Source organism: Pseudomonas sp. PDM19 (genome assembly GCF_014852215.1).
GTDB lineage: Bacteria > Pseudomonadota > Gammaproteobacteria > Pseudomonadales > Pseudomonadaceae > Pseudomonas.
In genome coordinates this window covers 1,505,789-1,527,550 of record NZ_JACVBG010000001.1, presented here as the reverse complement: position 1 = coordinate 1,527,550, position 21,762 = coordinate 1,505,789, and the positions used below count along the sequence as shown (strand labels likewise).

Below are 21,762 nucleotides of genomic sequence, written 5' to 3'. Positions count from 1 at the left end.
GCGCTTACTGGCGGTTATGGTTCACTGTTGCCAGCGCCTGGGCGGCGGGCAGGTCGACACGCTGGGGAACGTAGCGCTGGTGCTCGATGACACCGGTGCCCGGCAGCTTCGACACGAAGAACTGATCGACGCCGAAGAACAGCAGGATCAGGGCGATGGCGCCGATCCAGCAGAGCACGTCGTAGTCCAGCGGCCAGCCACGGTGCTGGCGCTGCGAGCGAAGGGGAGGCTGGTTTTTCTTCATGGCGGTCACTGCGTTCGGATAGAGAGTCGGCGAAACCAGGGAGTGCCTGGATTCGCCGGCCATTTTCCGGTGTGCGGTGCTGCCGATGATTCAGAGAGCTCTGTAGGACGAGTAGGAATTACCTCTGAATGAATTGTCCGATACCTTCATGTGCAATTCGATTCAGGCTCCCGGCAGCGCCTTGTCCTTGGGCCACAGCAGCCACAGCTGGCCGTCCTGCTTCATGTGCCCGGCCAGCTCGCCGGCAGCGTCGCCAGTGCCCCAGAACAGGTCCGCGCGCACTTCGCCGACGATGGCGCCGCCGGTGTCCTGGGCAGCTACCGGGCGCACGACTGGCGCGCCGTCCGGGCGAGTGGTGGAAAGCCACATCAGGCTGCCCAGCGGGATGACCTTGCGGTCGATGGCCACGCTGTAGCCGGGCGTCAGCGGCACGTTCAGCGAGCCGCGCGGGCCCTCGTTACTGTCCGGGCGCTGGCTGAAGAACACGTAGCTGGGGTTGCTCGCCAGCAGCTCGTCGACGCGCTGCGGGTGCGCGCGCGCCCAATCGCGGATGCGCGCCATGCTGACCTCTTCCTTGCTCAGCTCCCCCTGTTCCACCAGCCAGCGGCCTACCGGCTTGTACGGCCGACCGTTCTGGTCCGCGTAGCCCAGGCGCAGCTGGCGTCCGGAGGCGAGCTCCACGCGGCCGGAGCCCTGAATCTGCAGGAACTGCAGGTCCATCGGGTCGGGTAGCCAGGCGAGCACGGGAGCATTGACGCCATCGCGGCGGATGCCGGCGGCGTCGGCGTAGGGCACCAGGGTGTTGCCTTCGAGTTTGCCGCGCAGGCGCTTGCCCTTGAGTTCCGGGTAGACGCTGTCCAGCGCCACGGTGATCAGGTCCTTCGGTACGCCGTAGACCGGTACGGTGTGCTTGGCGTCGCGCTGCTGGCTGCCGCGGTAGACGGGCTCGTAGTAGCCGGTGATCAGGCCATTCTTGCTGCCTTCGCCGGAACGAAGCTGGTAGGGCTGCAGGTGCGCCTGCATGAACTGGCGGATCGCCGGGGCGGAGGCCGGTACGCTGGCGGCGTCGGCGCAGGTCGCGGCCCAGATGTCATCCTTCTTGAGGCGCACCGCACAGGCCGAGCGCCAGGCGATGAAACCTTGCAGCACATCGGTGTCGGCGGTCTGCGGCAGGTCCGACCAGTCGGCCTTGGAGTAGGTGGGCGCCTGGGCTTCTTCGGGCTTTTCGCCGAACAGGCCGCAGCCGGAAAGCAGGGTGGCAAAACACAGGGTGGCGAGGAGAGGGCGGGTCCAGTGGCGGGACGAATCGGTCACGGGCGAGTCCTGGCAGGCAAACGAAAGCCCGCTAGCTTGGGCAGACGCGGGGCGTGCGTCAAACGCATCGGTCGGATTTACATGCCTTGCAACGAATCCTCAGGCGGACCGGTAGAATGTCGGCATGAATCGACTGACGGGTGGTTAGAGCGTGGAGGCAAGGCAGGGTTTCGTCCTGACGCGACATTGGCGGGATACGCCCGAAGGCACCGAGGTGGGTTTCTGGCTGGCCACCGATGACGGGCCCCGGCACGTGCTGCTGCCGCCGCAGACGTCGGTAGCCTTCGTGCCGGCCGAACAGCGCGCCCGCGCCGAGAAGCGGCTGGCCGGCGAGCGCGGCGCCGAACTGCGCCCGCTGGGTCTGCGCGACTTCCAGCAACGCCCGGTGCTGGGCCTTTACTGCCAGCAGCATCGCCAACTGATGAACCTGGAAAAGCGCCTGCGCGAGGCTGGAGTCGAGGTGTTCGAAGCGGACATCCGCCCACCCGAGCGCTACCTGATGGAGCGCTTCATCACCGCCCCGGTCACCTTCAGCGGCGAGCCGGGCGAGGGCGGCAGCACCGTCACCGCGCAACTGCGGCCGGCGCCGGAGTACCGGCCAAAGCTGAAGCTGGCCTCGCTGGACATCGAAACCAACATCCGTGGCGACCTCTATTCCATCGCCGTGGAAGGCTGCGGCCAGCGCCAGGTGTACATGCTCGGCCCGGCCAACGGTGTCGATGGCGAGCGCGATTTCGAGCTGGAGTACTGCGACAGCCGCGCGCAGCTGCTGGAGCGCCTGAACCAGTGGCTGGCGGAGCACGACCCCGATGCGATCATCGGCTGGAACCTGGTGCAGTTCGACCTGCGCGTGCTGCAGGAGCACGCCAAGCGCCTGGAGATTCCCCTGCGCCTGGGGCGCGGTGGCGACGAGATGGGCTGGCGGCAGCACGCCTCCAGCAACCACTACTTCGCGGCGGCGGCGGGGCGGCTGATCATCGACGGCATCGAGGCGCTGCGTTCGGCGTTCTGGAGCTTCCCGTCGTTCAGCCTGGAGAGCGTCTCGCAGCAGCTGCTGGGCGAGGGCAAGTCCATCGACAACCCCTACGACCGCATGGCCGAGATCGACCGCCGCTTCGCCGAGGACAAGCCGGCACTGGCGAAATACAACCTCAAGGACTGCGAGCTGGTCACGCGCATCTTCGACAAGACCCGCATCCTCGACTTCCTGCTCGAGCGCGCCAGCGTCACCGGTCTGCCGGCGGACCGCAGCGGCGGCTCGGTGGCGGCCTTCACCCACCTGTACCTGCCGCCGATGCACCGGCTGGGCTACGTGGCGCCGAACCTCGGTGGCAAGGCACCGGAAGCCAGCCCTGGCGGCTTCGTCATGGATTCGCGCCCGGGGCTCTACGAGTCGGTGCTGGTGCTGGACTACAAGAGCCTGTATCCGTCGATCATCCGTACCTTCCTGATCGACCCGGTGGGGTTGGTGGAGGGCCTGAGCGACCCTTCGGACGAGGCGTCGATTCCCGGCTTCCGTGGCGGGCGTTTCTCGCGCACGCAGCACTGCCTGCCGGCCATTGTCGAGCGCGTCTGGCAGGGTCGCGACGCCGCCAAGCGCGACGGCAATGCGCCCCTGTCCCAGGCATTGAAAATCATCATGAACGCCTTCTACGGCGTGCTTGGCTCCAGCGGCTGCCGTTTCTTCGACCCGCGCCTGGCCTCGTCCATCACCATGCGCGGCCACGAGATCATGCGGCGCACCCGCGAGCTGATCGAAGGGCAGGGGCACCGGGTGATCTATGGCGACACCGACTCCACCTTCGTCTGGCTGGGTCGCGCCCACGACGAGGAAGCCGCCGCCGAGATCGGCCACGCGCTGGTGCGTCACGTCAACCAGTGGTGGGGTGACCACCTGCGCGAGGAGTACGGGCTGGAGAGCGCGCTGGAAATCCAGTTCGAACGGCACTTCCGGCGCTTCCTGATGCCGACCATCCGTGGCGCCGAAGAGGGCAGCAAGAAGCGCTACGCGGGCCTGGTGCGACGTGATGACGGCAGCGACGAGATGGTCTTCAAGGGCCTAGAAACGGTGCGCACCGACTGGTCGCCACTGGCCCAGCAGTTTCAGCAGGAGCTGTACCTGCGCATCTTCCAGCGCCAGCCATACCGGGACTACGTCCGCGACTACGTGAACCGCACGCTGGCGGGCGAGCAGGATGACCTGCTGATCTTCCGCAAGCGCCTGCGTCGCCAGCTCGGCGACTACGAACGCAACGTGCCGCCCCACGTGCGCGCCGCGCGTATCGCCGACGACTACAACGAGCGCCAGGGCCGCCCGCGCCAATACCAGCGCGGTGGCTGGATCAGCTACGTGATCACGGTCAACGGCCCGGAGCCGCTGGAAACGCTCAGCTCGCCGATCGATTACGACCACTACGTCAGCCGGCAACTGCAGCCCATCGCCGACGCCATCCTGCCCTTCGTGGACGATGACTTCAGCGCGCTGGTCGACCGCCAGATGGGGTTGTTCTGAGGCCTGGCGCGCCGAAATGAAAAAGGCCGGCAATGGCCGGCCCTTTTTCATGGCGTGGGGCGCATCAGTCGCCGCGGTATTCGCAACCGCTGGTGCAGGTCTCGTGCACGCGCACCTTGGACAGCTCCGGCAGCAGCGGCTTGAGCTGTTGCCAGATCCAGCGGCAGAGGTTTTCGCTGGTGGGGTTTTCCAGGCCGGGGATGTCGTTCAGGTAGTTGTGGTCGAGTTGGTCGTAGATCGGCTTGAAGATCTGCTTGATCTCGGCGAAATCACGAATCCAGCCGGTATGCGGATCGACCTCGCCCTCGATGTAGATGGCGGCCCGGAAGGAGTGGCCATGCAGACGTCCGCACTGGTGCCCGGCGGGAACATGGGGCAGGCGGTGGGCGGACTCGAAGGTGAATTCCTTGAACAGTTCCAAAGTAGCGTGCTCTGTGACGATCGCCGGCCCTGGAACGGGCCGGCCGGAAAATGGGCGCACAGTCTATCACCATCGCACCCTCCGGGCCGGCCGATCCGGCCAGCGGCTCACTTGATCGCCAGGCGTTTCGCCAGGCGATTGAGGTTGGCGCGGTCCAGCCCCATCTCGCGCGCCACGGCTGCCCAGTTGCCTTCGTGGCGCTCCAGGCTCTGGCTGATCATCCGGCGCTGGAGGGCGTCCACTGCCGGGCGAAGCTCGCCCGCCAGCTCCTCGCCGAGGGCATTGTCGCCTTTGCTCGCACTGGCCTCAGATGCACCTTTGTGCAGGGCGTTCAGAGTGAGGTCGTCGACACCCAGGCTGAGGATGCGCGAGCGCTGCGAGTGGTTCGCCAGGGCTTTGAGCGAGGCGCGGCCGATCAGGTGTTCCAGCTCGCGCACGTTGCCCGGCCAGGCGTAATCGACCAGCGCGGCCTGGGCTTCGCGGGTCAGGCGCAGGCTGCGCAGGCCCAGGCGCGGGCGGTTCTGTTCGAGGAAGTAGCCGGCCAGCAGCAACACGTCGTTGCCGCGCTCGCGCAGGGGCGGAACGCGCAGCGGATAGACGCTCAGGCGGTGGTAGAGGTCGGCGCGGAAACGGCCAGCGCGGACCTCCTCGGCGAGGTCACGGTTGGTGGCGGCGATCAGGCGCACGTCCACATGGTGCTCGCGGTCCGAGCCCAGGCGCTGCAACTGGCCGCTCTGCAGCACGCGCAGCAGCTTGGCCTGGATCGCCAGCGGCAGCTCGCCCACTTCGTCGAGGAACAGGGTGCCGCCGTCGGCCAGTTCGAACTTGCCGCGACGCTCGCCCACGGCGCCGGAGAAGGCGCCGCGGACGTGGCCGAAGAGTTCGCTTTCCACCAGGGTTTCCGGCAGCGCCGCGCAGTTCAGGCTGATCAGCGGCTCGGTGCGGCGCAGCGAATTGGCGTGGATCGACTGCGCGACCAGTTCCTTGCCGACGCCGGTTTCGCCAGTGATCAGCACGCTCAGGTCGCTGCCGGCCACCACCTGGATTTCATTCATCAGCGCCTGGTGCGACTTGCTCTGGCCGATCAGCTCCCTGGGCTGGTCGCCGGAGGCGCGCTGGTAGGCGTCGGCGCGCTGCTGCTCGTGCTCGGCGCGCTGGGCCAGGTCGGTCATGCGCTGGTTGGCCTTCACCGTGGCGGAGGCGAGGCTGGCGAAGGCTTCCAGGTTGTCCAGGTCGCCAGTGGAGAAGCGCTCGGGGTCCAGTGCGTCCAGGGTCAGCAGGCCCCAGGGCTGCTCGTCCACCAGCAGCGGGCAGCCGAGGCAGTCGTGGACTTCCAGGTGGCCGTGCAAGCCCTCCACCAGCCCGTCATAGGGGTCCGGCAGGCCGCAGTCGGCGGCGAAATGGGTCGGGCCGGGGTGCTCGATGAGGGCGCGCAGGCGCGGATGCTCGCTGATCTTGAAGCGGCGACCGAGGGTGTCCTGGCTCAGGCCATCGACGGCCAGCGGCACCAGTTGGTCGCCTTCCAGGCGCAGCAGGGCGGTGGCATCGCAAGGCAGCAGACCGCGCAGGGCTTCCAGCAGGCGGCGATAGCGTTCGCTTTCCGGCAGCTCGCGGGACAGGTCGGCAACCAGCGGAAGCAGGGTGGCCAGAAGAGGGTTGCGAGTCATATTGACCTCTTTGGAGTCGTTTTGACCTGGTATTTGCGTGGTCATTATGACTCATTTTCAGGCGAAAGTCCCTGAAGCAGCGGCCTGCGGGATTGGCACGCTTCCTGAAGTACCTCAGTCAGAAAGCTCAGGCGCACCCACTCATTGCCTGGCCAACCCGAGGAGATCCACATGCTGTCCAACGAACACCGTACCCTGGTCAAGGCCACTGTCCCGCTGCTGGAGACCGGCGGAGAGACCCTGACCCAGCACTTCTACAAGATGATGCTCAGCGAGTACCCGGAAGTTCGTCCGCTGTTCAACCAGGCGCACCAGGCTTCCGGCGACCAGCCCCGTGCGCTGGCCAACGGCGTGCTGATGTACGCCCGCCACATCGATGAGCTGGAGCAGCTCGGCCCGCTGGTGGCGAAGATCGTCAACAAGCACGTTGCCCTGCAGATCCAGCCGGAACATTACCCGATCGTTGGCAGCTGCCTGCTGCGGGCGATCCGCGAAGTGCTGGGCGAGGAGATCGCCACCCAGGCCGTGATCGACGCCTGGGCCGCCGCCTACGGCCAGCTGGCCGACATCCTGATCGGCGCCGAAGAGTCGGTGTACCAGCAGAACGCCGAGCAACATGGCGGCTGGCGTGGCGCGCGGCGCTTCCGCATTGCCCGCAAGGAAGCCGAGAGCGAGGAAATCACCTCCTTCTACTTCCAGGCGCTGGATGGCGAGCCGCTGCTGGACTTCCAGCCCGGCCAGTACATCGGCCTGTCCCTGGAGATCGATGGCGAGGAAGTGCGTCGCACCTACTCGCTGTCCGACGCGCCGAACGGCCGTGAGTACCGCATCAGCGTGAAGCGTGAACCCGAAGGCAAGGCGTCCAACTATCTGCACGATCGCCTGAGCGTGGGCGACGAGCTGGACCTGTTCCCGCCGGCGGGCGATTTCGTCCTGCGCGGTGGCGACAAGCCGCTGGCCCTGATCACCGCCGGCGTGGGCATCACCCCGGCGCTGGCGATGCTCAAGCCGGCGCTGGAGTCCGGGCGTGAAGTGCACTTCATCCACTGCGCCCGCCACGGTGGCGTGCATGCGTTCCGCGAATGGGTCGAGGCGCAATCCGACGAGCATCCGCAGCTCAAGCATTACTTCTGCTACAGCGAGCCGCGCGCGCAGGACGCGTCCCACGTCGAAGGCTTCCTCAGCCGCGAGCTGCTGGCGGACTGGCTGCCGGAAGACCGCGACCTGGACGCCTACTTCCTCGGTCCCAAGCCGTTCATGGCCCAGGTGAAGCGCCACCTGCGTGATATCGGCGTGCCCGAGCAACAGTCCCACTACGAGTTCTTCGGCCCGGCCAGCGCGCTGGAGGCCTGAACCTGAGCGCCGGCCCGATGGCGGGCCGGCGCAACCCGAGGAGGTGTGTGATGGAAAGTCTGTTCGCCTGCCCGCAACGCAATCTGTCGATGTCCTGGTCACTGCTGACCGGCGGGCTCGTATTACTGCTGCTGGGAATCGTGGGAGCCTATTTCGTCGATGGCCATCTGAACCTGCAAAGCATTGTCGCAGCGCATGCCTTCACCATCCTCGGCCCGACACTATTGAAGCTGGGCTATGTGCTGCGGCTGGTAGCCCAACATCAGATGCGCAAGGAAGGCTGGGAGGCTTGCTGTGTTACTGGTTGATCGAAAAGCGCTGTTGACCATACCGCCCCTGTGGCGCCTGGGCTTCCGCCCGTTCTTCCTCGGTGGCGCGGTGTTCGCGCTGATCGCCATCGCGGCCTGGGCGGCGGTACTGCTCGGTGTGCTGCCGGCCTGGCAACCGCTGGGCGGCTGGCTGGCCTGGCACCGTCATGAAATGCTCTTCGGCTTCGCGGCGGCGATCATCGCCGGCTTCCTGCTGACCGCGGTGCAGACCTGGACCGGCCGCCCCGGTGTCAGCGGCAAGCCGCTGATGGTGTTGTCGCTGGTCTGGCTCGCGGCGCGGGTTGGCTGGCTCGTGGGTGCGCCGCTGTGGCTGGTCACCGTGCTCGAGCTGGCGTTCATGCCGGCGCTGGCCTTCTTCATCGGCCGCAGCCTGTGGCAGGTCCGGCAGAAGCGTAACTATCCGATCATCGCGGTGCTGAGCCTGCTGACACTCGCCGACGCGCTGGTGATGGCCGGCGTCTGGACCGGCAACGATGCCTGGCAGCGCGGTGGCGCGCTGGGTGCGCTATGGCTGGTGGCGGCGCTGATGGGCCTGATCGGCGGCCGCGTGATTCCCTTCTTCACCCAGCGCGGGCTGGGCCGCACCGCCCAGGTGCCGGCCTGGAACTGGCTGGACAATTCGCTGCTGGGCGGCACCATGCTGGTGGCGGTGCTGAGCGCAGTCGGCATCGGCCTGACGCCGCACCCGCTGGTGGGCCTGCTGTTCGCCGCGCTGGCGGTGGGGCACCTGGTCCGTCTGTGGCGCTGGTACGACAAGGACTACTGGGGCGTGCCGCTGCTCTGGTCGCTGCACCTGGCCTATCTGTGGATGATGCTGGCCCCGGCAGGCATGGCGCTGTGGAACTTCTCGCCGAGCTTCAACGTGAGCCTGGCAATCCACGCGCTCACCGTGGGTGGCGTCGGCGGGCTGATCCTGGCGATGGTCGCGCGGGTGAGCCTTGGCCACACCGGTCGCCCGCTGCAACCACCGAAGGTGATGTCCTGGGCCTTCGCGCTGCTCAACCTGGGTGTCGTCGCGCGGGTGCTGCTGGTGATGTGGTGGCCGCTGGAAGGCCTGAGCATCGCGGCAGCGTGCTGGGTGGTGGCGTTCCTGATGTTCGCCTGGCACTACGGTCCGATGTTCTGGAAGCCGCGGCTGGATGGGCAGCCGGGCTGATCGGAGTGTTGCGGTAACGCCGTCTTCGGCGGCGGTTCGCGGGCATGGCCCGCTCCTACAGGTCGTAGGGCGGATAACGCGCCAGCGTTATCCGCCGCGGGCCCATCGACGGATAACCCGTTCCGGGTTATGCGCCCTACGGACCTGAGCGGCCTGGGGGCCGCCGTGGACGCAGTCCGCTGCTACGCATTTGCGGGAAAGCTTCACTGAGGCTGGCGTAGCCGCTTGAGCTCGTCATTCAGCCAGGCGCTGGAGTCCTGCTTGCCCGCCGGGCAATCCACCTGATAGCGCTGGCCGCTCATGCTGCTCTTGGTCGCGGCGCGCTCGATGAAGTCTTCTGCGCTGCTCACCATGTCCTTGTTTTCCAGGTAATCCAACTTCTTCTGCAGGTGCGCGCGTGCTTCGGCGGCCGGGTACTCGCTGCCGTTACGGATGAACTGGCAGCCGCTGTGCTCGACGAAGTCCAGCAACTGGGTGATTTCCCGCTGCGCCTTGGCATCGACTGCGGCCTGCGCGCCCATGCAGATGAGCAGGAGAGCGCCCAGAAGCGAGCGAAGCTTTCGAGAGTGCGGCATGGCGATTCCTTGCTGTAGGCGTGAAGCCGCTGATTATGTCAGCGGCTGCAGCCGTTCGCCGAGGCGCCCGTTGTCTACCAGTTCAAGGAACTCGTCACCCATCCGCCGGCTTTCATCCATTGCCTTGCGCCAGTAGCGCTCGCGGCCCGCGTCGTCGCCCAGGTAGCGGTGGAAGTCCTTGCGGTCCGGCAGCTTGTTGTGCGGCAGGAGTGCCAGGTAGTCCTTCGACGGCGCCAGCAGCAGCACGTCCTGCAGGCGGCCGGCGTCGCCGCGGCGCCAGGGCAGGCCCTTGTCGAACCAGCCGGGGATGACCTTGTCGGTGAAGTGCGGGTAGAGCACCACGCCCTCGGGTTGGTAGGGCAGGTCCAGGTGGTAGTCCAGCAGCCCGCCGTCGCGGTAGGTGCCGGGGCCGGCGCCGGGGATGTCGCGCACGCCTTCCATGACCATCGGAATGGAGCCGGAGGCGAGCAGGGCATGGCGCAGGTTGGCCAGGTCCAGGTGCAGGTAGCGCGAGGGGAAGTCCGACAGCGCCTCCAGCGGTGGTGCGCGGCGGGCGTCGTGGATGATCAGACGCTCGAAGTGCCGGTGCAGGTGGCGGCGGCCGACCAGGTTGTCGCGGATCACCGCGCCCAGGCCCAGGCCGAGGTTGGCCTTGCCGTCCTGCGCGAGGCGACCGTGGCTCTTCACCACCACGACGTTGAGGCGGTACCAGGGGTTGTCCAGCACGCTGGCATCGTGGCCATCGAGCAGGTCGTCGAGCATCTTCGCGCAGCTTTTCGATACGTCGCTGATGCTCGCGTTGCGGGCGAAACGTTGTTGGGTGTAGAGCTCGCCGAGGCGGCGGATGCCGACGGCCGGGTCGGGCAGGCAGGCGCTGGCGAAGCGCCAGGAACCGATGGAGGCGCCGATCAGCGAGCGTTCGCGCGGTGCGCGCGGCAGCCATTCACCGAACAGGGCGAGGTCCAGGCCCTGGATGCCCAGCGCCTTCGGGCCGCCAGCGGCGCCGGGGAGGATGCCTACATCGGCAGGGGCCAGCCCCTGTTCGCGGATGCGCTGGAGCGCGCGGCTTCCGGCCTTGAGGGTGAGGGCGGGGGTCTTGATCTGGATGGCGGTCATGCGGGCCTCGCTTTGGCAGGCCGCGATTATAGAGCCTGTACGCAGGGAGCAAGGATACTTCACCAGGTGAATGATCCTTGCCGATTCAGCTTGAATTAAGTCCTTCGCCTTAGTCTGGAGATAAGAAGATTCTGACGAGGTACGCTCATGAAATGGCTGCTGATCCTGACCGCGCTCTCCGCCCTGCTGCTGGGTGCGGGCGCTGCCACGGCCCACGACATCGGCCCGGACGAGGCGCTGCGCCTGCGCGATGCCGGCACCATCCGCAACTTCGAGGAGCTCAACCGCACTGCGCTGGCCAAGCATGTCGGTGGTTCGGTGTACGATAGCGAGCTCGAGCTGGAACATGGCCGCTATCTCTACAAGGTCGACCTCAAGGACGCCCAGGGCGTGAAGTGGGATGTCGAACTGGATGCGGTCACCGGCGAAGTCCTCACCGATCACCAGGATGACTGATGAAGACCGTTCTGCCGCGCGTGGCGCTGCTCGGCCTGGCGCTTGCCGCCATCGCTGGCGTCGCGCAGGCCCATGACCTGAGCCAGGACGAAGCCCTGCGCCTGAGCAAGGAAGGGGTGATCCGTCCCTTCGAGGAAATCCTCCCCGCCGCGCTGAGCCGCTACCCCGGCTCGCGCCTGCTCGAAGCCGAGCTGGAGAAGGAGCACGACACCTACATCTACGAGGTGGAACTGCTGACCACCGAAGGCGTGGTGCGCGAACTGGAACTGGATGCCCGCGACGGCCGCATCCTCAAGGATAAGGAAGACGACTGATGCGCCTGCTGCTGGTGGAAGACCACGTACCCCTGGCCGATGAGCTGCTGGCGACCCTGACCCGCCAGGGCTACGCGGTGGACTGGCTGGCCGACGGCCGCGACGCCGCCGTACAGGGAGCCAGCGAACCGTACGACCTGGTGATCCTCGACCTCGGCCTGCCGGGCCGTCCCGGCCTGGAAGTGCTGCAGGAGTGGCGCGGCATGGGGCTTTCGATACCGGTGCTGATCCTCACCGCACGCGGCTCCTGGGCTGAGCGCATCGATGGCCTGAAGGCCGGTGCCGACGATTACCTGACCAAGCCGTTCCATCCCGAGGAACTGTTGCTGCGCATCCAGGCACTGCTGCGTCGTGCCCGTGGGTTGGCCAACCAGAGCCAGCTGGAAGTCGCCGGCCTGAGCCTCGACGAGTCGCGCCAGTGCGTGCAGCAGGGCGGCAAGGAGGTCGACCTGACGTCCGCCGAGTTCCGTCTGTTGCGCTATTTCATGCTGCACCCCGGCCAGTTGCTATCGAAATCGCACCTGGCCGAGCACCTGTATGACGGCGAGACCGAGCGCGATTCCAACGTCATCGAGGTGCATATCAACCACCTGCGGCGCAAGCTCGGCCGCGAGATCATCGAAACCCGCCGGGGCCAGGGCTACCGCTTCACCGGCAACGGAGTCGGCCGTTGATGTCGATCCAGCGCCGGCTCGGACTTGGGCTTGGCGTGGTGCTGGTGGTGGTCGGCCTGGCGTTGGCCCAGGCGGGTCTCTGGCTGTTCGACCAGGGTTTGCGCCGTTACTTGGTGAACGGCCTGCAGGACGAGGCGGAAAGCCTGCTGGTGGGTATCACCCGTGGCCCGGCAGGGCTGCAGCTGGACGGACAGCGGGTCGACGCCACCTATGAGCGGCTGTTCTCCGGGCGCTACTTCGTGATCCGCTTCGATGACCAGACCTGGCGTTCGCGCTCGCTGTGGGACAACGAGCTGAAGCTGCCGTCGCACAAGGGCCTGGCCAGCAAGCTGGAAAAAGGCCCGGAGGGTCAGCGCCTGCTGGTCTTCCGCGGCGACTACAAGCGCTACGGCAAGAAGCTCAACATTGTCGTCGCGCAGGATTACACACCCGTCCTCAAAAGCTTCAACCGCCTGCGCAATATCGGCCTGGGGGCCGGTGCGCTGGCGCTGCTGCTGATCCTGGTGTTCCAGAGCTTCGCCGTGCGCCGCGCGCTGCGCCCGCTGGAGCGCGTGCGCCAGCAGATCGCGCAGTTGCAGGAGGGTCAGCGCAGCCAGCTGGATCGCCAGGTACCGCGCGAGCTGGAGCCGCTGGTGGAGCAGACCAACCATCTGCTGCAGCACACCGAGGACACCTTGCGCCGCTCGCGCAATGCGCTGGGCAATCTCGGCCATGCCTTGAAGACGCCGCTGGCCGTGCTGATCAGCCTGGCCGAGCGCGAGGAGCTGCGCGAGCACCCCGAGCTACGGCGTGTGTTGCAGGAGCAGCTGGAGCAGATCGAGCAGCGCCTGGCCCGCGAGCTGGGACGCGCGCGGCTGGTGGGCGAGGCATTGCCCGGCGCCCACTTCGATTGCGATGCGGAGCTGCCAAGCCTGTGCGACATGCTCAAGCTCATCCATGGCGACCACCTCGCCATCGACTGGCAGGCGCCGCCCGCGACGCGCCTGCCGTATGACCGGGAGGACCTGCTGGAGATGCTCGGCAACCTGCTGGATAACGCCTGCAAATGGGCCGATGCCCAGGTTCGCCTGACGGTTGAGAAGGGCGCCGATACCTACCGGTTGAGCGTTGATGACGATGGCCCCGGCATTGCCGAGGACCAGCGTGACAGCGTGCTGGAGCGTGGCACGCGGCTGGATGAGCAGGTGGCCGGGCACGGCCTGGGCTTGGGTATCGCGCGGGATATCGCGGCGGCCTGCGGTGGTGGCCTGACCCTGGAAAGCAGCGAGCTGGGCGGGTTGCGGGTGGCGGTGGAATTGCCGCGGCGGGTGGTTTGATCCTGGCGCCGGCGTTGCCGGAGGGGCGCGGGCGTGGGTTTGTTCCTGCGAGGGTGATTCGGCGCTGGGCTGGCCCTCACCCTAGCCCTGGCTGCGCGCCCCGCTCCGGAGGGAGAGGGGACCGTTCGGGGTGCTATGGGAGGTCAGCGTTAGCTGGTTAGCAAATGGTGCGGTAAGAACGACAAGCTTACCGAGCGCTACGGGCTGCCCCCTCTCCCTCTGGGAGAGGGTTGGGGTGAGGGAAAAGCCCGAGCACTGAAGGTCGGCATCAAACGCGGAACTGATCCATCAGCCCCTGCTGATGGTTCGCCAGCTTGTTCAGCGACTGGCTGACCTGCGCCGATTCCTGCGCCTGGCTGGACAGCGATTCGGTGACGTCACGGATGCCAGCGACGTTGCGATTGATCTCCTCGGCCACTGCGCTCTGTTCCTCGGCGGCGCTGGCGATCTGCAGGTTCATGTCGGTGATCACACCCACGGCGTCGCCAATGCGCTTCAGCGCGGCCACGGCCTGTTCGACCTGGTTCACGCTGTCCTGCGCCTGGCGGTGGCTGTTGTTCATGGCGCCGACTACCTCGCGGGTGCCGTTCTGCAGGCCTTCGATGACCTGGCGGATTTCCTCTACCGAATCCTGGGTGCGCTTGGCGAGGTTGCGTACCTCGTCGGCGACCACCGCGAAGCCGCGCCCGGCCTCACCGGCGCGGGCCGCTTCGATGGCGGCATTGAGCGCCAGCAGGTTGGTTTGCTCGGCGATGCCGCGGATCACTTCCAGCACCGAGCCGATCTGCTCGCTGCTCGCCGCCAGCCCTTCCACCTGGCTCATGGCGCTGCTCATGTCGCTGGCCAGTTCGTCGATCAGGCGGGTGGTGTTGTCGATCACGCTCAAGCCATCGCGGGTCGCGCCGTCGGCGCCACGGGCGGCATCGGCGGCCATGGCGGCGCTGTTGGCGACGTCATGGGCGGTGGCGCTCATTTCCTGGGAGGCTGTGGCTACCTGGTCGACTTCGCGGAATTGCTGCTGCATGCCGGCGCTGGTCTGGCTGGCGATTTCCGAGGATTGGTCGGCAGTGGCGCGGGCGTCCTGCACCGAGGACTTCACGTCGCGGATGATCGGCTGCAGCTTGTCGAGGAAGCGGTTGAACCAGCCGGCCAGTTCACCCAGCTCGTCCTTGCCGCTGTAGTCCAGGCGTTTGGTCAGGTCGCCTTCGCCGCTGGCAATGTTGCGCAGCATGGCGGCGACGTTGAGGATCGGCCGGGTCACACCGCGGGCGGTGAGCCACATGGCGAACAGGCCGATCAGGATGGCAACCAGGCCGAAGCCGAGTTGCGAGACGGTGCCTTGCACGCGCTGGTTGTCCAGTTCGTTCTGCAACTCGATGGCCGGGCCGAGCAGGACATTTTGCGGGACTTCCAGCAGCACGCCCCAGGGCTTGGAGCCGGGGATCGGTTGCAGCGGCTCGACCACGCGCAGCTGGTCGTCCTGGCGGAACACCTGCTCATGGTTGGCGGCGATGGCCTGCAGCAGGTCGGCGCCCTGGTTGGGGTAGACCTCCTTGAGGTTCTTGCTCAGTTTGGAGGCGTCCGCGCTGTGCCCGGCGAGCAGGCCAGCGGCGCTGACGATGCTGACGCGACCTTGGCCGTCGTACAGCTCCTGGCTGCCTTCGACGCTGATTTCCTGCAGCTTCTCCATGCTGATGTCCAGGCCCATGACGCCGATGACCTTGCCGTCCAGTTCCAGCGGGAAGGCGATGCTGGTCATCAGCATGCGCTTGTTGCCGACGTCGTCGAAGTACGGGTCAAGTACGCAGGGCTGGCCGGTGGTCTTGGGGCAGGTGAACCAGGCGTTGTAGGCGCTGCCGCTCGGGCCGGGGCTGGTGTCCTGCAGCAGCGACTCGGCCATGGCTTCGGATTCCAGGTGGCCCGGGGTGGCCTGCGACCAGTAGATGGAGAAGCGTCCAGCGTCGTTACTGCCCAGCTCGCCCTGGCCGGCGAAGAGCTTGTCCTTGCCGTCCAGCGCATCGGGTTCGAAGGCGACATAGAGGCCCAGCAGCTCCGGGTTGCCTTCCAGCGCGGTCTTCACCTGGCGGGTCAGGTCTTCGCGCAGGTCATAGGCGTCAAGGAAGCGCTTCTGCGCCTGGTCGCGCAGGAACAGTACCTGCCGCGAGAAGCCCTTGCCGTACTGGTAGGCATCCATGATGTAGCGCTGGATACGCATGGCCTGGACTTCGCCGCGCGATTGCAGGCGGGCCTTGGCCGCCTCATCGAGCATTTCGGTGCTCGATTGCTTGACCAGCGCGGTGCTGGTTTGCGTGCGGTAGACGGACAGGCCGGAGAGCAGCGAGACGACGCCGAGCAGACACAGCCCGGCAAGCAACGTGATCTTCCACTGGATGGAGAGACGGCGCAGCAGCATGGAGGGGAATCCTTGTTTGAACTAAGCCCTGGGATGCCCGATATATCGGCCTTTCCCGCATCTTCTTGACCCGTGACGGGGCGAAACGCCGGAAAACAGGCGATTCTGGCGTGCCGTTACGACGGGCGGCGACTTTAAGGCAAAAAACGTGCGCACTACGGTGAAAATCCCGCCCAGTTGATTTCGGAAACGTCCTGATTCGACACAGGTTTTGACACCCCGCCAGGGGTTTGGCAGAGTGCGCGCCTTTTTTGCCCGCGCACAGGCGGGGCAATCCGTGAGAGGGGTGGTGAAGATGAATGCGGTGCTGATCGCCATTGGCCTGATGCTGGTGCTGAGCCTGTGTCGCGTGCATGTGGTGGTCGCATTGATCGCCGGCGCGGTGGCCGGTGGTTTGCTGGGCGGCCTGGGCATGGACGGCACGCTCAAGGCGTTCAACGAAGGCCTGGGCGCCGGTGCGACGGTGGCGCTGTCCTACGCCATGCTCGGCGCCTTTGCCGTGGCCATCGCGCGCTCCGGAATGGCGCACGCGCTGGCCGATCGCGCCCTGGCGATGCTCGGCCGCCACGAGGCGAATGGCTCCAATGGCTTCAAGTGGATGATGGTCGGCCTGCTGCTGGTGGTGGCGATCTCCTCGCAGAATATCCTGCCGATCCACATCGCCTTCATCCCTCTGCTGGTGCCACCGCTGCTCTATGTGCTGACGCGCCTGCAGATCGACCGCCGGCTGATTGCCTGCGTCATCACCTTCGGCCTGATCACCCCCTACATGTTTCTGCCGGTGGGTTTCGGCAACATCTTCCTGAACCAGATTCTGCTGGCCAACGTGGCCCGCGCGGGCGTCGACGTGCAGGGCATCAACGTTACCCATGCCATGCTGATTCCGGCGCTGGGCATGGTCTGCGGCCTGCTGATCGCGGTGCTCTTCAGCTACCGGCGCAAGCGTGACTACGACCTCGAACGTATCGAGCAGGCCGAGCGGGTCGATACGCCGTACAGCAGGATGAGCCTGGTGGTGGCGGGCGTCGCGGTCGCGGCGGCCTTTGCCGTGCAACTGCTGCTGGATTCGATGATCCTCGGCGCGCTGGTGGGCTTTCTGGTGTTCTCGCTGTCCGGCGTGGTGCGCTGGAAGGAAGCGGACGACCTGTTCACCGAAGGCATGAAGATGATGGCCATGATCGGCTTCATCATGATCGCCGCCCAGGGTTTCGCTGCAGTGATGACCGCCACCGGGCAGGTCGCCAGCCTGGTGGACAGCGCCGCCGGCTGGATCGGCAGCAGCAAGGCGCTGGGCGCCTTCATGATGCTGCTGGTGGGCCTGCTGGTGACCATGGGCATCGGTTCGTCGTTCTCCACGGTGCCGATCATTGCAGCGATCTTCGTGCCGCTGGCGGTGCACCTGGGCTTCAGCCCGCTGGCCATCGTCAGCATCGTGGGGACTGCGGGCGCATTGGGCGATGCGGGCTCGCCGGCCTCGGACTCCACCCTCGGCCCGACCTCGGGCCTGAACGTAGACGGCCAGCACAACCATATCTGGGACACCGTGGTGCCGACCTTCCTGCACTACAACCTGCCGCTGCTGGTATTCGGCTGGGTGGCCGCAATGGTGCTCTAGAGCGCTCGCGCGCACGGAACGCGCGCTGAAAGTTGCACTTGGCGGGGCAACTGCTGACTAATGAGCAGGTTTATCCATCCATGGACCCGCTCATGTTCGAATCGAAACTGGAATACCGGACGTTCCTCGCCCTGCTGCTGGTGGTGACGCTCGCCTTCGGCTGGATCCTGCTGCCTTTCTACGGGGCGGTCTTCTGGGGCACCATCCTGGCGATCATCTTCGCGCCCCTGCAGCGCCGCCTGCGGGTGAAGCTCAATGGGCGCAACAACCTCGCCGCGCTGCTTTCCCTCGCCGTTTGCTTCCTGATCGTGATCCTGCCGGTGACCTTCATCGCCGGCGCGCTGGTGCAGGAGGGGGCGACCGTCTACCAGCGGCTGAAGTCCGGTGAGCTGAACTTCATCGCCTACTACCAGCAGGCAGTCGCTGCGCTGCCGGGCTGGGCGCATCAGCTGCTGGAGCGCTTCGACCTGGCGGACCTGTCCAGCCTGCAGGAAAAGCTCTCGGCGGGCGCGATGCAGGCCAGCCAACTGGTGGCCACCAAGGCCTTCAGCATCGGCCAGAACACCTTCGAGTTCGTCATCAGCTTCGGCATCATGCTGTACCTGCTGTTCTTCCTCCTGCGCGACGGCCCGACGCTGGGGCGTCGCATCAAGCAGGCGGTGCCGCTGAGCGTGGAGCACAAGCAGCACCTGTTCGCCAAGTTCACCACGGTGATCCGCGCCACGGTGAAGGGCAACATCGCCGTCGCTGCGACCCAGGGCGCGCTGGGCGGGCTGATCTTCTGGTTCCTAGGCATCCAGGGCTCGTTGCTCTGGGGCACGCTGATGGCCTTCCTCTCGCTGCTGCCGGCAATTGGCGCGGGGCTGATCTGGGTGCCGGTAGCGACTTACTTCCTGCTCACCGGAGCGATCTGGCAGGGCGTGGTGCTGACGCTGTTCTGCGTGGTGGTGATCGGCCTGGTGGACAACATCCTGCGCCCTATCCTGGTGGGCAAGGACACCAAGATGCCCGACTACGTGGTGTTGATCTCCACCCTCGGCGGCATGTCGCTGTTCGGCCTCAACGGCTTCGTCATCGGCCCGCTGATCGCGGCGCTGTTCATGGCCTCGTGGGATCTGTTCACCGGTCGTGAAGGCGAAGCAGCCAAGCCGGCAGAGTAGGGCAGAGCACCCATCCTACGAAAAGCCGCAACGCCTCACGGCAATAAATCCGCCGAATGAAAAACCCCGCCGAAGCGGGGTTTTTTGTTGCCTGTCGACCTTAGCCGGCGATGGCTACCAGGCCGCTGTGCTGGAGGATGTCCAGCAGCGGTTGCGGGTAGACGCCGAGGAAGAAGGCGAGCAGGGCGATGGCTACCAGCATGATGCCGCCGGCGCGCTGGGCCCAGTCCAGGGGCGCGTCGTGGCGCTTCATGTTCGGCTCGACCAGGAACATGGTGACCATGACGCGCAGGTAGTAGAACAGGCCGATGGCGCTGCCCAGTACCAGGGCGCCGACCAGCCACCAGTGCTGGGACTCGACACCGGTGGCGACGATGTAGAACTTGCCGATGAAGCCGGCGGTCAGCGGGATGCCGGCCAGGGACAGCATCATCACGGTCATTACCGCGGTCAGCACCGGACGGCGCCAGAACAGACCGCGGTATTCGAACAGCGCGTCGGCGTCGCGGCCGCTGTACGGGGTGGACATCAGGGTGACCACGCCGAAGGCGCCCAGGGTGGTGACGACGTAAGTGGTCAGGTAGACGCCGACCGCTTCCACGGCCAGACCCTTGCTCGCCACCAGGGCGATCAGCAGATAGCCGAAGTGGGCGATGGACGAGTAGCCCAGCAGGCGCTTGATGTTGCTCTGGGTCAGCGCCAGCAGGTTGCCGATCAGGATCGAGGCGACGGCGATTACTGCGATGGCGTCATGCAGCAGGCCGTTGTTCAGGGCCGCGGGAGCGATCTGGAACAGGCGCAGCAGCACGGCGAACACGGCGACCTTGGCGGTGGTGGCCAGGAAGGTGGCGACCGGAGCCGGCGCGCCTTCGTAGACGTCCGGGGTCCACAGGTGGAACGGCGCCAGGGACAGCTTGAAGCCCAGGCCGACGACCATCATGCCGACGCCGATGGCCAGCAGCGGACCGTGGCTGGTGCCTTCGGCCAGCGAGGCACCGATGGCGGAGAAGCCCAGGTTGCCGGACTCGGCGTAGAGCAGGGCCATGCCGAACAGCAGGAACGCGGAGCCGGCGGCGGACAGTACGGTGTACTTGATGCCCGCTTCCAGGGTGCGCTTGTTGAAGAAGGCGTAGGCCACCATGCCGTAGACCGGAACCGACAGCAGCTCCAGACCGATGAACAGACCGGCCAGGTTCTGCGCGCTGACCAGTACCAGGCCGCCTGCGGTGGAGAGCAGGAGCAGCAGGTACAGTTCCTCGCGGTTGCCCGGGAAGCTTTCCATGTAGGCGTGGGCGAGGGTAGTGCAGGCCAGGGCGCCGATGAGGATCAGGGCCATGTAGAAGCAGGCGAAGTTGTCGACCACCATGAGCGGCGTGACTTCGATCGGGGTGACTTTCAGCACCGGGATGATCGACAGCAGGGCCAGGTTCAGACCGATCACCGAGAGGGTGGCGGCCATCGAGTGGTTACGCTTCCAGGCTACCGCGAGCATCACCACCACCAGGGTGGCGCTGGTGATGAGCAGTGGCAGGAGCGCGATGAAGTGTTGAATCGTGAAGGTCATTTCGCGCTTACCGTGCTGCCAGAGTGGAGAGGGCGGCACCCAGCCATTGCTGGACGCCGTGCATGGTTGCCGCGGAGGTGTCGAGGACCGGCTGCGGGTAGACGCCGAGCACGATCAGCAGCACCGCCAGGCCGAGCACCATGGAGAGCTCGCGGAAGTTCAGACCGGCGATGGCGGTGTCGGACTTGGCCGGGCCGAAGTAGGCGCGGTGGATCATGATCAGCGAGTAGACCGAACCGAACACCAGGCCGAAGGTGGCAATCACGGTGATCACCGGAACGACCTTGAAGCTACCCAGCAGGATCAGGAATTCGCCGACGAAGTTGCCGGTGCCCGGCAGACCCAGCGATGCGGTGGCGAAGAACAGGGCCACGGCCGGCAGGTACGGGATGCGCGACCACAGGCCGCCCATCTTGCGCATGTCACGGGTGTGCAGGCGCTCGTACAGCTGGCCACACAGGATGAACAGCGCGGCAGCGGAGAGGCCGTGGGCGATCATCTGCACGACGACACCCTGCAGCGCCTGGGGGCTGCCGGAGTAGATGCCGATCATCACGAAGCCCATGTGCGACACGGAGGAGTAGGCCACCAGGCGCTTGATGTCGGTCTGTGCGAACGACAGGAAGGCGCCGTAGAAGATGCCGATCAGACCCAGGGTCATGGCAATCGGGGCGAACTCGGCCGAGGCGTTGGGGAACAGCGGCAGGGCGAAGCGGATCAGGCCGTAGGCGGCGGTCTTCAGCAGGATGCCGGCCAGGTCCACGGAACCGGCGGTCGGCGCCTGGGCGTGGGCGTCCGGCAGCCAGGAGTGTACCGGCACGACCGGCATCTTCACCGCGAAGGCGACGAAGAAGCCGAGCATCAGCAGCCATTCGGTGTGCGGCGGCAGCTGGGTCTTCAGCAGGTCGGCGTAATTGAAGGTCAGGACGCCGGTGCTGTTGTAGTGCACGAACACCAGGCCCAGGATCGCCACCAGCATCACCAGGCCGCTGGCCTGGGTGAAGATGAAGAACTTGGTGGCGGCGTAGATGCGGGTCTTCTTGCCATCGTCCGAGCTATGACCCCAGAGCGCGATGAGGAAGTACATCGGCACCAGCATCATTTCCCAGAAGAAGAAGAACAGGAACAGGTCGACGGCCAGGAACACGCCGATCACACCGCCCAGGATCCACAGCAGGTTCAGGTGGAAGAAGCCGATGCGACGCTGGATCTCGTTCCACGAGCAGAGGACGGACAGCACGCCGAGCAGGCCGGTCAGCGCGACCATCAGCAGGGACAGGCCGTCCATTGCCAGGTGTACGCTGATGCCGAAGCGCTCGATCCAGGGCACCTGGAACTGCAGGGTCCATTGCGGCTCGCCACCGGGCGCCGGGGCGAGCTGGAAGTCACCGGTGTGCCACACCCACAGGCTCAGCGCCAGGGTGAGGACCATCGATCCCAGGGCGACCCAGCGGGGCAGGGTCTTGCTGGTGTACTCGGCGATCCAGCAAAGGAAGCCGCCGATGAAGGGGATCAGGATTAGCCAGGGCAGAATCATGTCGGGCTCAATCTCTTTCGTGAATT

18 protein-coding genes and 2 pseudogenes are annotated in these 21,762 nt (G+C 66.2%); 10 read left to right on the top strand and 10 right to left on the bottom strand.

All coding sequences use genetic code 11. The annotated features are described in order from the left end of the window. Positions 1 to 4: 4 nt before the first annotated feature. Together IB273_RS06775 and IB273_RS06770 are read right to left on the bottom strand one after the other, a co-directional pair. Positions 5 to 244, bottom strand: coding sequence for a hypothetical protein (locus tag IB273_RS06775; RefSeq protein ID WP_192223624.1), 240 nt, complete (start codon positions 242 to 244; stop codon positions 5 to 7). A gap of 162 nt (positions 245 to 406) precedes the next feature. After that, positions 407 to 1,558 carry a murein transglycosylase A gene (locus tag IB273_RS06770; RefSeq protein WP_192223623.1) on the bottom strand — a complete coding sequence of 384 codons (1,152 nt, stop codon included), beginning with the start codon at positions 1,556 to 1,558 and terminating at the stop codon, positions 407 to 409. A gap of 151 nt (positions 1,559 to 1,709) precedes the next feature. Here IB273_RS06770 and IB273_RS06765 point away from each other — a divergent pair, with 151 nt between their 5' ends. Continuing rightward, complete coding sequence (locus tag IB273_RS06765; protein WP_192223622.1) at positions 1,710 to 4,070, top strand: DNA polymerase II; 2,361 nt, start codon at positions 1,710 to 1,712, stop codon at positions 4,068 to 4,070. Positions 4,071 to 4,134: 64 nt separating this feature from the next. On the opposite strand, the gene queD is transcribed toward IB273_RS06765, so the two are convergent. Together queD and norR are read right to left on the bottom strand one after the other, a co-directional pair. Then, a complete protein-coding gene (gene queD / locus IB273_RS06760; RefSeq protein WP_017516521.1) occupies positions 4,135 to 4,491 on the bottom strand; it encodes a 6-carboxytetrahydropterin synthase QueD in 357 nt (118 codons plus the stop codon). 107 nt (positions 4,492 to 4,598) lie between these two features. Then, positions 4,599 to 6,158, bottom strand: coding sequence for a nitric oxide reductase transcriptional regulator NorR (gene norR, locus IB273_RS06755; protein ID WP_192223621.1), 1,560 nt, complete (start codon positions 6,156 to 6,158; stop codon positions 4,599 to 4,601). A gap of 171 nt (positions 6,159 to 6,329) precedes the next feature. Between norR and hmpA the strand changes: the two genes are divergently transcribed. From hmpA to IB273_RS06740, 3 genes are read left to right on the top strand one after another with little or no spacing between them, the layout of a single operon-like run. Further along, positions 6,330 to 7,511: an NO-inducible flavohemoprotein gene (hmpA, locus tag IB273_RS06750; protein WP_192223620.1), complete on the top strand. Its 1,182-nt coding sequence runs from the start codon at positions 6,330 to 6,332 to the stop codon at positions 7,509 to 7,511. A gap of 50 nt (positions 7,512 to 7,561) precedes the next feature. After that, entirely contained in the window at positions 7,562 to 7,819 is a 258-nt protein-coding gene (locus IB273_RS06745) for a transmembrane sensor/regulator PpyR (protein ID WP_081520504.1), read from the top strand. Next, positions 7,806 to 8,996 (top strand): NnrS family protein, encoded by a 1,191-nt coding sequence (locus IB273_RS06740; protein ID WP_192223619.1) that lies wholly within the window; start codon positions 7,806 to 7,808, stop codon positions 8,994 to 8,996. The genes IB273_RS06745 and IB273_RS06740 overlap by 14 nt, the downstream gene beginning before the upstream one ends. A gap of 203 nt (positions 8,997 to 9,199) precedes the next feature. Here the strand turns inward: IB273_RS06740 and IB273_RS06735 are convergent, their stop codons facing one another. Both IB273_RS06735 and IB273_RS06730 read right to left on the bottom strand, forming a co-directional pair. Next, a complete protein-coding gene (locus IB273_RS06735) occupies positions 9,200 to 9,571 on the bottom strand; it encodes a DUF5329 domain-containing protein (protein ID WP_192223618.1) in 372 nt (123 codons plus the stop codon). A 33-nt stretch (positions 9,572 to 9,604) separates the two neighbouring features. After that, on the bottom strand, positions 9,605 to 10,687 hold the full coding sequence (locus tag IB273_RS06730) for a patatin-like phospholipase family protein (RefSeq protein ID WP_192223617.1): 1,083 nt from the start codon (positions 10,685 to 10,687) through the stop codon (positions 9,605 to 9,607). A 147-nt stretch (positions 10,688 to 10,834) separates the two neighbouring features. On the opposite strand from IB273_RS06730, the gene IB273_RS06725 reads away from it, so the two are divergent. From IB273_RS06725 to IB273_RS06710, 4 genes are read left to right on the top strand one after another with little or no spacing between them, the layout of a single operon-like run. After that, positions 10,835 to 11,143 carry a PepSY domain-containing protein gene (locus tag IB273_RS06725; RefSeq protein ID WP_081520500.1) on the top strand — a complete coding sequence of 103 codons (309 nt, stop codon included), beginning with the start codon at positions 10,835 to 10,837 and terminating at the stop codon, positions 11,141 to 11,143. After that, positions 11,143 to 11,457 (top strand): PepSY domain-containing protein, encoded by a 315-nt coding sequence (locus IB273_RS06720; protein WP_081520499.1) that lies wholly within the window; start codon positions 11,143 to 11,145, stop codon positions 11,455 to 11,457. The genes IB273_RS06725 and IB273_RS06720 overlap by 1 nt, the downstream gene beginning before the upstream one ends. Then, the gene (locus IB273_RS06715; protein ID WP_081520498.1) at positions 11,457 to 12,131 is read left to right on the top strand and encodes a response regulator transcription factor; all 675 of its coding nucleotides are present in this window, start codon (positions 11,457 to 11,459) and stop codon (positions 12,129 to 12,131) included. Before IB273_RS06720 ends, IB273_RS06715 begins: the two co-directional genes overlap by 1 nt. After that, positions 12,128 to 13,447, top strand: coding sequence for a sensor histidine kinase (locus tag IB273_RS06710; RefSeq protein ID WP_192223616.1), 1,320 nt, complete (start codon positions 12,128 to 12,130; stop codon positions 13,445 to 13,447). The genes IB273_RS06715 and IB273_RS06710 overlap by 4 nt, the downstream gene beginning before the upstream one ends. A 268-nt stretch (positions 13,448 to 13,715) precedes the next feature. On the opposite strand, the pseudogene IB273_RS31860 reads toward IB273_RS06710, so the two are convergent. Both IB273_RS31860 and IB273_RS31855 read right to left on the bottom strand, forming a co-directional pair. Then, positions 13,716 to 14,228, bottom strand: a pseudogene (locus IB273_RS31860) (methyl-accepting chemotaxis protein); the annotation flags it as partial. Positions 14,229 to 14,573: 345 nt separating this feature from the next. Continuing rightward, a pseudogene (locus tag IB273_RS31855) lies at positions 14,574 to 15,641 on the bottom strand (HAMP domain-containing protein); the annotation flags it as partial. A gap of 514 nt (positions 15,642 to 16,155) precedes the next feature. On the opposite strand from IB273_RS31855, the gene IB273_RS06700 reads away from it, so the two are divergent. Both IB273_RS06700 and IB273_RS06695 read left to right on the top strand, forming a co-directional pair. Beyond that, on the top strand, positions 16,156 to 17,475 hold the full coding sequence (locus tag IB273_RS06700; RefSeq protein ID WP_138215489.1) for a Na+/H+ antiporter family protein: 1,320 nt from the start codon (positions 16,156 to 16,158) through the stop codon (positions 17,473 to 17,475). 92 nt (positions 17,476 to 17,567) lie between these two features. Beyond that, positions 17,568 to 18,635 carry an AI-2E family transporter gene (locus tag IB273_RS06695; protein ID WP_192223614.1) on the top strand — a complete coding sequence of 356 codons (1,068 nt, stop codon included), beginning with the start codon at positions 17,568 to 17,570 and terminating at the stop codon, positions 18,633 to 18,635. A gap of 100 nt (positions 18,636 to 18,735) precedes the next feature. On the opposite strand, the gene nuoN is transcribed toward IB273_RS06695, so the two are convergent. Continuing rightward, positions 18,736 to 20,199 carry an NADH-quinone oxidoreductase subunit NuoN gene (gene nuoN, locus IB273_RS06690; protein WP_081520495.1) on the bottom strand — a complete coding sequence of 488 codons (1,464 nt, stop codon included), beginning with the start codon at positions 20,197 to 20,199 and terminating at the stop codon, positions 18,736 to 18,738. A 7-nt stretch (positions 20,200 to 20,206) separates the two neighbouring features. After that, positions 20,207 to 21,736 (bottom strand): NADH-quinone oxidoreductase subunit M, encoded by a 1,530-nt coding sequence (gene nuoM, locus IB273_RS06685; protein WP_081520494.1) that lies wholly within the window; start codon positions 21,734 to 21,736, stop codon positions 20,207 to 20,209. Positions 21,737 to 21,762: the final 26 nt, after the last annotated feature.